Consider the following 13,521-nt stretch of genomic DNA (forward strand, 5'->3'; position numbering starts at 1 on the left):
TATGACAGTTGATGAATGTTATCTTCTGGGTTACATCATCAAAGCACATGGCTTAAAGGGCGAGGTTCAGGTTGCAATAGACGCTGACAGCCCGGAGGCTTATCAAGATTTGGAATCAGTTTTTGTTCAGCAAGGACAACAACTGGTTCCTTTTTTTATTGAGTCGATAAGTCTAAAGGGAAACCGGGCCATTGTGGCTTTGGAAGAAGTACTTACAGTAGAAGAAGCCAATGCGCTAAAAGGCGCTAAGCTTTACTTGCCACTAGCAGTACTGCCCGAATTGCCAGATGATGAATTTTACCTGCACGAGTTAGCTGGTTATTCGGTAATTGATGCCGCGACAAGCCAAACCGTTGGCAAAGTTGTGAACCTATTAGAAAGTGGCCCACAACTGATCTTGGTTTTGGAAAACGAAGACGATCAAGAGATTCTCTTGCCTTATCAGGAAGAGCTGCTTGTAGCGCTTAATAAATCGGCCACATCAATTAGCCTAAAAATCCCGGAAGGATTACTCGATATATATACATCGGAAGATGAGAATTGACATTATTACATGCTTGCCACGACTGCTCGACAGCCCGTTTTCGCACTCCATATTACAGAGAGCGCAAGACAAAGGCCTTGCAGAAGTATATGTGCACGACTTGCGCGAGTATGCGGTTAACCGCAAAAAACAGCTTGACGATTATGCATATGGTGGTGGTGCAGGCATGGTAATGATGATCGAGCCAATCGATAGATGTATTAGCGCTTTGAAGGCTGAGCGCGAATACGATGAAGTAATTTACATGACCCCTGACGGAGAGCAACTCAATCAAGGGACTTGTAACGAACTTTCATTAAGAAAGAACATCATCATTTTGTGCGGCCATTACAAAGGAGTAGACCAGCGCGTGCGCGATGCATTCATAACCCGCGAAATCAGCATAGGTGACTATGTGCTTTCAGGAGGCGAATTGGCAGCCGCAGTATTGTCCGATGCCCTTATTAGGCTTATCCCTGGAGTGTTATCAGACGAAACCTCGGCTTTAACTGATTCATTTCAGGACAACCTGTTGGCACCACCTGTTTATACCAGACCCGCGGAATACAATGGCATGAAAGTGCCTGATGTATTGCTCTCGGGCCATGCCGCCAAAATTGAAGAATGGCGACACGAACAAGCAGTTGAAAGAACCAAACAGAGGCGACCAGATATTTTTAAAGAATAATTTTGGCGTAAGGTTCTAAATATCAAAAACTAATCCCTATATTTGCAGTCCGTTTTGAAAGACTGGCTTTATACAGAAAAAAATCATGAGCGAGCTTATTAAATTTATAGAAGAGGAAAATAACGAAAGAAGAGCTCAGCTACCTTCTTTTGCTCCTGGCGATACTATTAACGTACACGTTAAAATTACAGAAGGAAACAAGGAGAGAATCCAGCAGTTCCAAGGTACTGTAATTCAGAGAAGAAATGCAGGTACTAACGGTGAGACTTTCTCAGTAAGAAAAGTTTCTGGTGGAGTTGGTGTAGAAAGAATTTTCCCATTGCTTTCTCCAAACATCGATAAAATCGAAGTGTTGAGAAAAGGTAAAGTGAGAAGAGCTAAATTGTTCTACTTGAGAGGTAGACAAGGTAAAGCTGCTAGAATTAAAGAAAAATTGACTCGTAGATAATCGAGCCTTTTGAAAATATAAGAACCTCGGACTTAATAGTTCGAGGTTTTTTTTGGTCTAAACTTTGTTAAGTTGACTTCTAAAAAAACATTAAACACCATTCTTATGAAGAAAGTATTTTTAATCGCGCTTTGTCTATTCGCACTTAATCAAGCAAAAGCACAGGTTGGCCTTAGTTTTTTACACTCAGAGGCCGTGAGTAGTTTTGGTATCAGCACTAATCCAGAAAAGCGCATTTGGGGCGAAGGAAGAATCGACATGGACGTTTCTGAGTTTTCTCCTGAAATAATGGGTTTCTACAACTTCATTCGTAAAGAAGACTTCAATCTTTTCGGAGGCCTGGGCTATCGCTTCAAGCTTGCGGAAGGCCCTGTGATTCCCGCAGTGGGTTTTACTGTAAAACCATTCGAAAAAATGCGAAACTTCGCCTTTCATGCCGAAGGCGCATATGTTTCTGGCGCAGTCGATGGAGATGATTTTCTGAAAGGAGCGATTGGCTTTCGTTACTTTATCAAGAAAAGTAAATAACTAGTACAATCCCTTAGGACATTTTGTCACTAAAAAACTTTAGGCTCGTAAATTGCAATCAGGAGACAAACTTTTGCAATGCGAGCCTTATCTTTTTATAAATATCAGGGTACCGGTAACGATTTTGTAATGGTCGATAATAGGGAGGGTGTTTTCCCGAAAGACGACCTGAAATTAATCGCTCAACTCTGCGATCGCAGATTCGGGATTGGTGCCGATGGCGTGATCCTTATCGAAAACGCAGCCAATGCCGACTTCGAAATGGTCTACTACAACCCAGATGGTTCCCAGTCGCTTTGTGGCAACGGCAGCCGTTGTGCCGTAATGTTTGCCAAACAACTTGGCATTATTGCAGACAAAACTGACTTTTTGGCCATTGATGGCATGCACAAAGCCACCATTAAAGGTGATGAAGTGAGGCTATTGATGAACGATGTAGCCGGCTACGAACAAATTGGCGAAGACTTTTTGATAGACACTGGTTCTCCGCATTACATTCGCTACAATAACAATGTAGCCGAACTCGACATGATAGCCGAAGGCCAGTCCGTTCGTTACGCTGAACGCTTTAAAGCAAAAGGCGTGAACGTAAACCTCATTCAACAATTGGGCGATGCCGAACTTAAGATAAGAACCTACGAACGCGGTGTGGAAGGCGAAACACTTTCGTGCGGAACAGGCTGCACGGCTGCAGCGCTTTCCTTAGGCCTAAAAAACAATGTTGAGGAAGTAACACTTCAGGCTGTTGGCGGCACATTAAAAGTAACTTTTGAAAAGGCCGATAACGGCTTTAAAAACATTTATCTAATTGGCCCTGCAAAGCAGGTTTTTGCCGGATCAATTTCCATTTGAAGATAATACACACATGCTTTCTTTATTAAAGCACAAGAATTTAACTTTAGCACTTAATTTTCAATTATGAGCGTACTAACAAAAGGGCTTGCTAAGCTTTTCGGAAGTAAATCAGATAGAGATGTAAAGGAGGTAACTCCTTTCGTGAAGCAGATAAACGGGGTTTATGAAACACTGAAGAGCCTTAGTGATGAAGACCTAAGAAATAAAACGCAGGAGCTCAAAGATAAAATCAACGCTGGGCTTAAATCCATCGATGATCAAATTGCAGAACAACAAGGCATTGCCAACAATACTGACCTAGAGATTGGCCAGAAAGAAGCAGCCTTTGAAGCCATAGACAAGCTTGAAGAACAAAGAAACGAAGAGCTTGAAAAAATATTAATGGACATCCTTCCTGAAGCCTTCGCGGTGGTAAAAGAAACTGCCAGAAGACTGAAGGAAAATGGTAGTCTTACCGTGTCGGCAACCATGCACGATCGACAGATTGCTGCAACCGGTACGCAGGTAGAAGTAAATGGCGATACTGCCATTTGGAAGAATAAGTGGATGGCGGCCGGAAACGAGGTGACTTGGGAAATGCTTCACTATGATGTGCAGCTAATTGGCGGTATTGTACTGCACCAAGGTAAAATCTCTGAGATGGCCACAGGTGAAGGTAAAACTTTGGTAGCCACCTTGCCAGCATACCTCAATGCACTTGCAGGCCGTGGTGTTCACGTGGTTACGGTAAACGATTACTTGGCCAAGCGTGACTCCGAATGGATGGCACCGCTTTTCCAATTCCACGGACTAACGGTTGACTGTATCGACAAGCACAGACCAAACTCTGAGGAAAGAAGAAATGCTTACCGCTGCGACATCATTTACGGTACCAACAACGAATTCGGCTTCGACTACCTAAGAGACAACATGGCGCGAGAAGAGCAAGAGCTTGTTCAGGGTCGTCATCATTTCGCCATGGTCGATGAGGTGGATTCAGTACTGATTGATGAAGCCAGAACACCGTTGATTATTTCGGGTCCAGTGCCTAAAGGCGATGAGCACGAATTCCACGAATTGAAACCACGCATTCAAAAATTGGTAGAAGCGCAGCGCAAGCTTTGTGGCCAGTATTTGAACGATGCAAAAAGACTTATTAAAGAAGGTAACGAAGAAGAAGGTGGCCTAGCACTTTTCAGAGCCTTCAGAGGATTGCCTAAGTATAAGCCTTTGATTAAATTCTTGAGTGAAACGGGTATCCGAATCACACTTCAGAAAACAGAGAATTTCTACCTACAAGACAACCAGAAGAACATGCCAAAGGCTGATGAGCCTTTGTACTTTACCATAGACGAAAAGTCGAATGCGGTAAACCTTACTGAAAGAGGTACCGATTTGATTACCGGAGAGGGTGAGGATCCTAACTTCTTTATTCTAACCGACATTGGTGACATTGTAGCGCAACTGGAAAAAGAAGACGGTGTTTCTGACGAAGAAAAGCTAAAAAAGAAAGACGAAGCCATTGCCGATTACAGTGTGAAAGCACAGCGAATTCACACCGTGAATCAATTGCTTAAGGCTTACACCATGTTCGAGAAAGACACTGAATACATTGTTCAGGAGAACAAGGTAAAGATTGTGGATGAGCAGACTGGTCGTGTAATGGATGGCCGAAGATACTCTGATGGCTTGCACCAAGCCATTGAGGCGAAGGAAAACGTAAAAGTGGAAGACGCTACACAAACCTACGCTACTATTACCTTGCAGAACTACTTTAGAATGTACCATAAACTAGCTGGTATGACGGGTACTGCAGAAACTGAAGCAGGCGAGTTCTGGGAAATCTACAAGCTAGACACCGTAGTAATTCCTACCAACAGGCCAATTCAGCGAGACGACCGCGATGACAAAGTGTACAAAACGGTACGCGAAAAGTTCAACGCAGTGGTTGACGAAATTGTAGAACTTACCGAGCAAGGCCGACCAGTATTGGTGGGTACTACATCGGTAGAAATCTCTGAGGTTTTGAGTAGAATGCTCAACCTAAAGAAAATTAAACACCAGGTACTAAATGCCAAGCAGCACGCACGTGAGGCAGATGTGGTAGCCGAAGCTGGTAAGCCGGGTACGGTAACCATTGCTACCAACATGGCGGGTCGTGGTACGGATATTAAGCTTCATCCAGACTCTAAAGCGGCTGGTGGTTTGGCCATTATTGGTACAGAACGCCACGAATCCAGACGTGTCGATAGACAGCTAAGAGGTCGTGCTGGTCGTCAAGGAGACCCAGGTTCTTCGCAGTTCTTTGTTTCGTTAGAAGATAACCTAATGCGTTTGTTTGGCTCTGACAGAGTAGCCAAACTAATGGATAGAATGGGCTTGAAAGAGGGCGAAATGATTCAGCACTCTATGATTTCTAAGTCTATTGAAAGAGCTCAGAAAAAGGTAGAAGAAAATAACTTCGGTATACGTAAGCGCCTGTTGGAGTACGATGACGTAATGAACCAGCAGCGTACTGTAATTTACGATCGTAGAAAGAACGCCCTTAAAGGTGAGCGTTTGCAGCTCGACATCATGAGTATGATGTACGATACCTGCGAAGAGATTGTAAATAACACCAAAGGTGCCGAGGATTTCGATGCGTTTAAGTTAAGCTGCATTAGTACGTTGGGAATGGACACCAAAATTACGGAAGACCAATTTGGTGCCACCAACATGAACGACCTTACCAACGATTTGTATGAGGAAGCTTATGCTGCATACAATGCTAAAAACAAAATGATTGCCGAAACCACGCTACCGTTGTTGAAGAACATTCAGCGCGAAAGAGGAGCTACTGTTCAGAACATTTTGTTGCCAATTACTGATGGTAAGCGCCAAATTGGGGTTGCAGTAAACCTTGAAAAAACCATTGAGACCGAAAATGCCGAGCTGATTAAAGCCATAGAAAAATCAATTACTTTAGGCGTAATTGACTTAACTTGGAAAGAGCACTTGCGCGACATGGACGACTTGAAGCAGTCGGTACAGAATGCCGTTTACGAGCAGAAAGACCCACTTTTGATCTATAAGTTCGAAGCGTTCGAGATGTTCAAAGGTTTCTTGAACAAGGTGAACGAAGAGACGGTTTCTTTCTTAACCAAAGCCGCATTGCCAACTGAAGACCCTAACAGGGTGCAAGAGGCAAGACAAACGCAACGTCAGGCTTACAACGAATCTAAGGAAGAATCGCAGAGTGCATTGGCAGGCCGCCAAGACACCCGTAACAGACCACCTGCCGAGAAGGTAGCTCCGGCCAAGTCAGAGAAGGTACATGGTAGAAACGACCGTGTTTCTGTACAGTACTCAGACGGAACCGTGAAAAAAGACGTTAAGTTTAAGGTGGTTGAAGAAGACCTGAAGAGTAACAAGTGTGTATTAATAGATGAATAAGCAAAGCACCTATATTTTCGCCCTCATTGGGGCCATGCTTTTGGCAGTTGGTTGTGCAGGCCCCTCTGTTCCGCAGAAGACTACCACAACCAAAGCCGACTTAAACTACTCTGACGATTTGAAAAAATACCGTCCAGAAGTTACGGTTAATACAACGCAGGTTACTGCTACCGAAAAAGTGATTGACAATGAACCGCTTCAGACTTCTTTCGATTTGAAAGATGAACTGCAAGCGGTAATTGATACCATGGTGGTGCGCAACGACACCATTCGTGAATACAGTGGCTACACCATTTTGGTGTATTCAGGCAACAACGAAATTGAGGCAGGCCGTGTGCGAAACCGCCTTTTCGATATTGTGCCTGAATTGGAGGCAAAGTTTAGTTATAAGCTACCCACTTACTTTGTTAAGGTGGGCGAGTTCTTTCAACAAGTAGAAGCACAACCGCTATACAGAAAGATTCGTGAGCACTACTCAACAGCTTCCATCGTGCCAGACAAATTCAGCATTGAAGAATGATTTCAGCCGAGCAAGTAAAATCACTAGCTGCAAAACACTTTGAGTCGATTGTAGCTATTAGGCGTCATATTCATGCGCACCCAGAACTTTCGTTCGAGGAGCATGAAACCGCCAAATATGTAGCCGAACAGCTGCGCAAACTGGGTATAGAACCTACAGAAGGCGTAGCCGATACAGGAATTACAGCCCTTATTAAAGGAAAAAACCCAGACACTAAAGTTGTCGCCCTTCGTGGCGATATGGATGCACTGCCTATTCAGGAAGAAAACGATGTGCCTTATAAATCGACCAACGATGGCGTAATGCATGCCTGTGGTCACGATGTGCACACCGCATGCCTTTTGGGTGCTGCTACCATTCTGAACGAACTGAAGGACGAATTTGAGGGAACCATCAAACTGGTTTTTCAACCTGGGGAAGAAAAAAACCCGGGAGGTGCTTCCCTTATGATCAAAGCTGGTGCCTTGGAGAACCCGCGTCCGGCTGCCATGCTAGGGCAGCATGTACTGCCTTACATCCCCACAGGTAAGCTGGGCTTCCGCTCGGGTAAATACATGGCCAGTGCTGATGAAGTTTACTTAACGGTAAAAGGCCAAGGAGGACACGCAGCATTGCCAGATAAGGCCATCGATCCAATAGTGATTGCTGCACAGATTATTACCGCACTACAGACGGTAATTAGCCGAAATGCGGATCCTAAAATACCTACTGTATTAACCTTCGGGGCGATTCATGGCGGCAGTGCGCAGAACATTATTCCTAACGAGGTGAAAATTGACGGAACCTTCCGCGCATTGGATGAAGACTGGCGTTTTAAGGCGCACGACCTCATTACCAAACTAGCGACAAGTGTGGCCGAAGGAATGGGCGGTTCTTGCGATGTAAACATTGATGTGGGGTATCCATTCTTGCACAACGATGAGGATACAACCGCCATTGCCAGAGCAGCTGCTTGCGAATACATTGGCGAAGAGAACATTGTGGACCTTGACCTATGGTTAGGCGCTGAAGACTTTGCTTACTACAGCCACGAGGTGCCAGCATGTTTCTACCGATTAGGTACAGGCAACGAGGCCAAGGAAACAACATTTGGCGCGCATACGCCTCGCTTTAATGTAGATGAAGATGCCATAGAGCTAGGAATCGGCTTTATGGCTTGGAATGCACTTAAGCAGTTGGGTCAATAGTCAAAAGCGACCTTGGGGTTTGCGAGAAATAAAAAATGGCACTCGAATTTTAATTTGAGTGCCATTTTTTTAGCGTTCTATAGTTACTCCCCAGCAATTGCAGCAGCTTGCTGATTTACCTTAGCAGGTACTATTTTGGTAATAGCAGATTTAAAACTGGCATCGTAAATCAAGAACAACCATTGGCTCTTGTATTCAGGGTCTTTTACACCCATTAAATACTTCTGGCCCTTAACACGAATGTAGTTCTCGGCCTTATTATAAATCACGTTGCCCTTACCGAAGTTCGACTCAAGCGAAGGAACAATTAGTGGGGCAAAGCCTTTTAGATCGTCCGTTGTAAGCGGCAGCGTCATGTCAAGGTTATACTTAATCATGGCATACTCTATATTGTCCACCGTAGACAGGGAGTTTGCCTCAAGCACTTCCATGTTCTGAAACTTTAGGGTAATTCCCATTTGCTCCAACATGGCAAATGTTTTAAACATCTGATCTTTGCTGGTATGTTCAAATACTCTCGGATAGATATAGTCTACCAAGCCAGTGTAATTCTTATCTGAAATCTGCTGCAAAAAACTGCCAACACGTTGATCGATCTGTTGTCGATCTTTCTGATTGAGCCCTTGACCATAAAAACTGGTGGCTACCAAACTCAATACCATCATCACTATAATTTTCCTCATGGGTAGTTTTATTTAGGTTTCTTTTCTTTTGACGAGCTCGCGCTCACTTTTGTAAACAACTGAAAGTTTTGAGTAGCTAACCAAAAACCGTTCCCTTGTTTGTGAATGTCTCTGTTTTTCTGCCAAACACCATCGTAGTAGTAAACGCCACAGCCAAGTTGTAGTGCATCAGCAGAATATAAAGTTTTTCTATGCGGTGGAGAATCGATCCAACTGTCAACCAAAGCATCGGCCAATTCCATATAAGTGCCATAATTCTTGCCTCCTATCGCTGTTAGGTTTTCGGCAATTTGTGGGTTGGTTATTCCGGCCAGGTTCGCGCGTTGCCTTGGGGTTTTCCTTTTTCTGTTTTTAGGGTCTTCATGTGCAAAGAAGTCGTCCTCTCCCATTTTTATGGAATGATTCCATGCCATAATCTCTAGGTTTTCCTGAAACGACAACGCACTTAAGCCTTGTTCTAAGCGTGCTTCGTTGGTCGAAAAAAACACTGCTGCATTAAGCAACTTATACTGAATTTTCTTGATGTCAATAGGTTGGTTAAAGCCTTTGAAATCGCGAAAGGTTTCGTCAGTCAGCTCCTCATAATACGCATCCTTCCACTTTTTTTGAGCGGCTAATTGCAAGCAAAGCAGACTAGTTAACAGTACAAGGCACACCCTTTTTAGCATGTTGAAAGATACTTAAATGAATGGATTAGACGTGATTAAAAAGGATATTCCATGAAATCTTTTAATTTTGTTTATCACCAATAACTACTCGAACGTGCGAATTTCACCAGTTTACACGCTTTCGGCTATTTTGGCCGTATGTCTTTTTCTGTCCTCATGTGCCGGTGGCCGAGCCAAAAAGGCCGATGCCGTTATTCAAACAGCACGTTCCTATACTGGTGTACCCTACAAATATGGCGGTACCACGCGTGCCGGAATGGACTGCTCTGCCTTGCTTTATCACTCTTACGGATCTATTAATATCAAACTACCACGCACTTCTGAGCAACAAGCAAAGGAAGGCAAACGCGTGGCCTTACATGAGCTTAGAGTAGGTGATTTGGTGTTTTTTGCAACAGGGAAAAAACGCAGACAAATTACGCATGCCGGCATTGTAACTTCAGTTAAGGGGAGAAACGATGTCCGTTTTATTCATGCATCAACCTCGCTTGGGGTTACGGAAAGCAACCTCTACAGCGATTACTACAAAAAGCGTTTCCGCAAAGCCAGGAGAGTGCTTTAAGAGCTCCCGTTAGTCCAACGGAGCGGTACAAGCTCAATACATAAGTTATACTGAGCGCAGCGCCTATTGGCACATTACAGCTCTGATAAGATTTTTCGCTATTCTCAGAATGACTAGAGATTAACTTTTCCTCACCCCCACAATTTCTAAGCTGCTGGCTTTGCCTTTAAGCACTGCCGTTCCGTGCGACTTAGTCTGGTACTTTGTATCAAGCGAGAGCTGTGCTTGTAATGCCTCAGAGATTAACAGTTCCTCTCCATACTCATTGCATAGCCCTTGAATGCGAGCGGTAGTATTCAACACATCACCTGTATAAAAAATCTCTTTTTTTAGTGCTCCAATTTCGCCCGTTGTAACCCTGCCAAAATGCATGGCTGCTTTAAAACTAGGTTTAAAACCATATTGTGCCTCATAAAAGGGCCAGCGCTTTTGCAAATCGCGTTTCATGGCAAAAAAGCATTCTATACAGTTATTAGACTTAAGGCCCAATTCATTCCGCCAAGACACCACAATTTCATCGCCAATATACTGGTAGACCTCCCCTTGATGGGCTATAATGGCATCGCTCAGGTTATCGTAATACTCTTGCAGGAAGTTGAAGTAACGTACATGCCCTAACTTTTCTGCTATTGTTGTAGAGGCTTTCAAATCGAGAAACATAAAAATGCGCTCCTCCTCCTTCGGGCTGTGATATTTGCCGGTAAAAAAGTTGAGCATTACTTTATGCCCCAGGTTTTCGCTGATTCCGGCATAAAAAAGACACAGAAACAAACTTGTACCCATACCCACCATGGTGCTCCAAAACACAGGACTTAGCATAAAACCAAAGAACTTTTCTTGTACAGCTTGGCTAAACAAGCCTGTTTTGAGCTCAATACTAGCGGCAATCGGATAGGCAATACTGATGATGACAAGCATTGTTAGCGCGTAGAGGCCGAACTTATAGAACAGCTTTTGGGCGAAGCTGCGCTTTCGAAAAACCTTTTCGAGCCAAACTACCTCCATAACACCCACCAATAAGCCAATAAGGGCCACAGAAACAGTAGCAAAAAGGACTACGGGGAAGTTTAGGTGTATAGCGGTTTCGTCATCCACAACCCCGTTTATACTGGCTACATGTTCCAAATAAAGGATGATCCAGCCCATAACCACCCAAATAATTGCGAAGGGAATAATCCGAGCAATATTTCTTTTGGCCTTAGGAGAGTAAAAGGAAAACATCTTTCTAAAATAGGGAAAGTGTGACAATTGTGTGACAGAAAACAAAAAAGCCCTGCATTACTGCAAGGCTTTTGGTTTGGTGGAGGATACCGGATTCGAACCGGTGACCTCTACACTGCCAGTGTAGCGCTCTAGCCAGCTGAGCTAAACCCCCAAGTTTTTTCGAAACCTTCTACCAGCAGCACTTTTCAGATACTTTTCTCGCTGGCGAGCTTCTTCTCTTGTTTCGTAGTACTCAATATAAATAATCTTCCAAGGCATCTTCGACTTGGTAGATTTAACCTTTCCTACATTATGTTCTTTTTCGAGCCTTCTTTCAGGCTCCTTACTCATTCCCACATATTGGGTCTGGTCTTTTTCACTTCTTAACACATATACGTACATAAACTGCCAGTGTAGCGCTCCCCGTCTGTACCGAGACGGTACGTATCGGGCGGGTAGCCAGCTGAGCTACCCCCCCGAAGAGTTCGCAAATATAGTAGTTGAACTGAATACTGGAAACAGATTCAGTAAAAAAGCCATCTCAAAAGTAAAGCATGTGCTACCGTAGATTGGTTCAACACTAACATTACCTTCGAGATGGCTTGCTAATTAGTCTTTCAATGCCTCAAAAACAGGCTGCCCTGTTGCACCACTTGGCAAACGCATATTCATTAACATGCTTATGGTTGGTGCAATATCCGTAATGTGTATCTCACGCACAGACTGCGCACCTTCATTAATGCCCCAGCCATAGAAAATTACCGGTACATGTGTATCGTAATTCCACGGGTTGCCGTGGCCTGTGCCGGTGCTTCCTCCACCTTGCCAAGCCGGCTCTAAAATAAGCTTTACATCGCCCGACTCCTTTGGGTGGTAAGCACGCTGCATAAGTGCGCGCATTTTTTCAGTGTAGCTATTGCGCACCAAATCGGTGCCTGGTATGGCTAAATATACGCCCGGAAACTCCATTGCCTTTTGGCTTACAAAAAGCTGAAGTTCGTATAGGTCAAGCTTCTTTTCGTCAATTACATCGTGGTTTAAGAAGATGTCCGTTCCACGCGCTTCAATCCAGTCGCCTTCACCATACTTGCTTACCAATTCGGAATTAACAAAACCGGCAACAGCTCTTGTGCTGATGTTGTCGGCTTTAAAACCAAGGTCTTTCATGCGGATGCTGTTTTCGGCCACAGCATGGTCAGCACTCAAAAACACGGTATAGTTACCCTTGCCAACTTTAGCGTCTAGTGCGTCTAGCAAACGCTTAATTTCTCTGTCCAAACGAATGTAAGTGTCTTGCACCTCTTTGGATTGTGGCCCAAAGTTATGACCTATATAATCGGTACTGGAAAAGCTTACCGCTAGGAAATCGGTGATATCGTCACCGCCAAGATCTTCGCTTTTAATTGCCTCTAGGGCAAGATCGGCCAAAATAGTATTACCAAAAGGAGTGCTTGGCAGCATGCCCCAGTTGCCATTGCTGCCTTTTAGGCTAGCCAAGTCATATGGGAAAGTTGGAGTGTCTTTGCCTCTAAAACCACCTTCGTATTTAGAATTATCTTCACCACTTTCAACATAAGTTTCAATCGGCTTAAGGGTATTCCAAGTTTTGCTCAAATACTCATCTGGTTTCTTCTGTGCGTTGAAATCGCTCACCCACTTCGGTAGTTCATCCATGTAGAAAGTAGATGTCATAAAGTTACCAGTTTGGGTATCGAACCAGTAAGAACCGTCAGATAGGTGGCCGCCAGGCAAGGCAGAACCACGGTCTTTTATGGACATAGCAATTACTTTTCCGCGTTGTTGGGTTGCCATTTTTAGCTCATCGGTAATGGTAGAGCTATAAAGGTTGGCCGGAGAAATAAGCCCATTGCGGTTGTAACCGCCAACGGCCTGCACGGTAGTATCTTCCGCACAGTAAACACTTCTTTTCAACCTGCGGCTATACCAGCTGTTATTAACAATGCCGTGTACCGATGGTGTAGTTCCGGTGTAAACCGAAGCGTGGCCAGGGCCAGTGCTTGTTGAGGCATAATTATAATGCCCGTTTTTGGCCATAAAGCCGCCCTCAACAAGGCGCTTAAAGCCACCTTCGCCAAAGTGATCGTAGAATCGCCAAACGTACTCTTGTTTCATTTGGTCTACTACAATACCAACTATGATCTTGGGTTTTTCTTGGGTTTGAGCGCTAACTGGTTGGGCAATAAAAAGTGCCAACAGGGCGCCAAAAAATAATTTTTTCATTGGT

Annotated in this window: 14 protein-coding genes and 1 tRNA gene; 9 read left to right on the forward strand and 6 right to left on the reverse strand. The window is 44.1% G+C overall.

Features of this window, described 5'->3' with window-relative positions; all coding sequences use genetic code 11:
• Position 1 precedes the first annotated feature (1 nt).
• The 8 genes from rimM (at position 2) to BMW98_RS01975 (ending at position 8,160) form a co-directional block, all read left to right on the forward strand.
• Positions 2-544 carry a ribosome maturation factor RimM gene (gene rimM / locus BMW98_RS01940; protein WP_090256709.1) on the forward strand — a complete coding sequence of 181 codons (543 nt, stop codon included), beginning with the start codon at positions 2-4 and terminating at the stop codon, positions 542-544.
• Entirely contained in the window at positions 534-1,211 is a 678-nt protein-coding gene (gene trmD, locus BMW98_RS01945) for a tRNA (guanosine(37)-N1)-methyltransferase TrmD (RefSeq protein ID WP_090256710.1), read from the forward strand. The genes rimM and trmD overlap by 11 nt, the downstream gene beginning before the upstream one ends.
• 85 nt (positions 1,212-1,296) lie before the next feature.
• Entirely contained in the window at positions 1,297-1,659 is a 363-nt protein-coding gene (rplS, locus tag BMW98_RS01950) for a 50S ribosomal protein L19 (RefSeq protein ID WP_090256711.1), read from the forward strand.
• Positions 1,660-1,764: 105 nt separating this feature from the next.
• Positions 1,765-2,187, forward strand: coding sequence for a hypothetical protein (locus BMW98_RS01955; protein WP_139177346.1), 423 nt, complete (start codon positions 1,765-1,767; stop codon positions 2,185-2,187).
• Between the two features lie 78 nt (positions 2,188-2,265).
• Positions 2,266-3,039, forward strand: a complete 774-nt coding sequence (dapF, locus tag BMW98_RS01960) for a diaminopimelate epimerase (RefSeq protein ID WP_090256713.1) — start codon at positions 2,266-2,268, stop codon at positions 3,037-3,039.
• A 63-nt stretch (positions 3,040-3,102) separates the two neighbouring features.
• Positions 3,103-6,453, forward strand: coding sequence for a preprotein translocase subunit SecA (gene secA / locus BMW98_RS01965; RefSeq protein WP_090256714.1), 3,351 nt, complete (start codon positions 3,103-3,105; stop codon positions 6,451-6,453).
• Positions 6,446-6,973 carry a hypothetical protein gene (locus tag BMW98_RS01970; RefSeq protein WP_090256715.1) on the forward strand — a complete coding sequence of 176 codons (528 nt, stop codon included), beginning with the start codon at positions 6,446-6,448 and terminating at the stop codon, positions 6,971-6,973. The genes secA and BMW98_RS01970 overlap by 8 nt, the downstream gene beginning before the upstream one ends.
• On the forward strand, positions 6,970-8,160 hold the full coding sequence (locus BMW98_RS01975; RefSeq protein ID WP_170836499.1) for a M20 metallopeptidase family protein: 1,191 nt from the start codon (positions 6,970-6,972) through the stop codon (positions 8,158-8,160). Before BMW98_RS01970 ends, BMW98_RS01975 begins: the two co-directional genes overlap by 4 nt.
• A gap of 83 nt (positions 8,161-8,243) precedes the next feature.
• Here BMW98_RS01975 and BMW98_RS01980 read toward each other — a convergent pair whose 3' ends face one another.
• Both BMW98_RS01980 and BMW98_RS01985 read right to left on the reverse strand, forming a co-directional pair.
• Positions 8,244-8,843, reverse strand: coding sequence for a hypothetical protein (locus BMW98_RS01980; protein WP_139177350.1), 600 nt, complete (start codon positions 8,841-8,843; stop codon positions 8,244-8,246).
• An 8-nt stretch (positions 8,844-8,851) separates the two neighbouring features.
• Positions 8,852-9,466 (reverse strand): CAP domain-containing protein, encoded by a 615-nt coding sequence (locus BMW98_RS01985; RefSeq protein WP_162844645.1) that lies wholly within the window; start codon positions 9,464-9,466, stop codon positions 8,852-8,854.
• A 139-nt stretch (positions 9,467-9,605) separates the two neighbouring features.
• Here BMW98_RS01985 and BMW98_RS01990 point away from each other — a divergent pair, with 139 nt between their 5' ends.
• A complete protein-coding gene (locus BMW98_RS01990; protein ID WP_162844646.1) occupies positions 9,606-10,073 on the forward strand; it encodes a C40 family peptidase in 468 nt (155 codons plus the stop codon).
• Positions 10,074-10,193: 120 nt separating this feature from the next.
• Here BMW98_RS01990 and BMW98_RS01995 read toward each other — a convergent pair whose 3' ends face one another.
• The 4 genes from BMW98_RS01995 to pafA all read right to left on the reverse strand — a co-directional run bounded on the left by BMW98_RS01995 (position 10,194) and on the right by pafA (position 13,517).
• A complete protein-coding gene (locus tag BMW98_RS01995) occupies positions 10,194-11,294 on the reverse strand; it encodes an adenylate/guanylate cyclase domain-containing protein (protein ID WP_222843594.1) in 1,101 nt (366 codons plus the stop codon).
• A gap of 77 nt (positions 11,295-11,371) precedes the next feature.
• Positions 11,372-11,448 (reverse strand) — tRNA-Ala (locus BMW98_RS02000).
• On the reverse strand, positions 11,439-11,678 hold the full coding sequence (locus BMW98_RS02005) for a GIY-YIG nuclease family protein (protein ID WP_090256718.1): 240 nt from the start codon (positions 11,676-11,678) through the stop codon (positions 11,439-11,441). The genes BMW98_RS02000 and BMW98_RS02005 overlap by 10 nt, the downstream gene beginning before the upstream one ends.
• 207 nt (positions 11,679-11,885) lie before the next feature.
• On the reverse strand, positions 11,886-13,517 hold the full coding sequence (gene pafA / locus BMW98_RS02010; protein ID WP_090256719.1) for an alkaline phosphatase PafA: 1,632 nt from the start codon (positions 13,515-13,517) through the stop codon (positions 11,886-11,888).
• Positions 13,518-13,521: the final 4 nt, after the last annotated feature.

Source organism: Roseivirga pacifica, from assembly GCF_900111145.1.
Taxonomy (GTDB): domain Bacteria; phylum Bacteroidota; class Bacteroidia; order Cytophagales; family Cyclobacteriaceae; genus Roseivirga; species Roseivirga pacifica.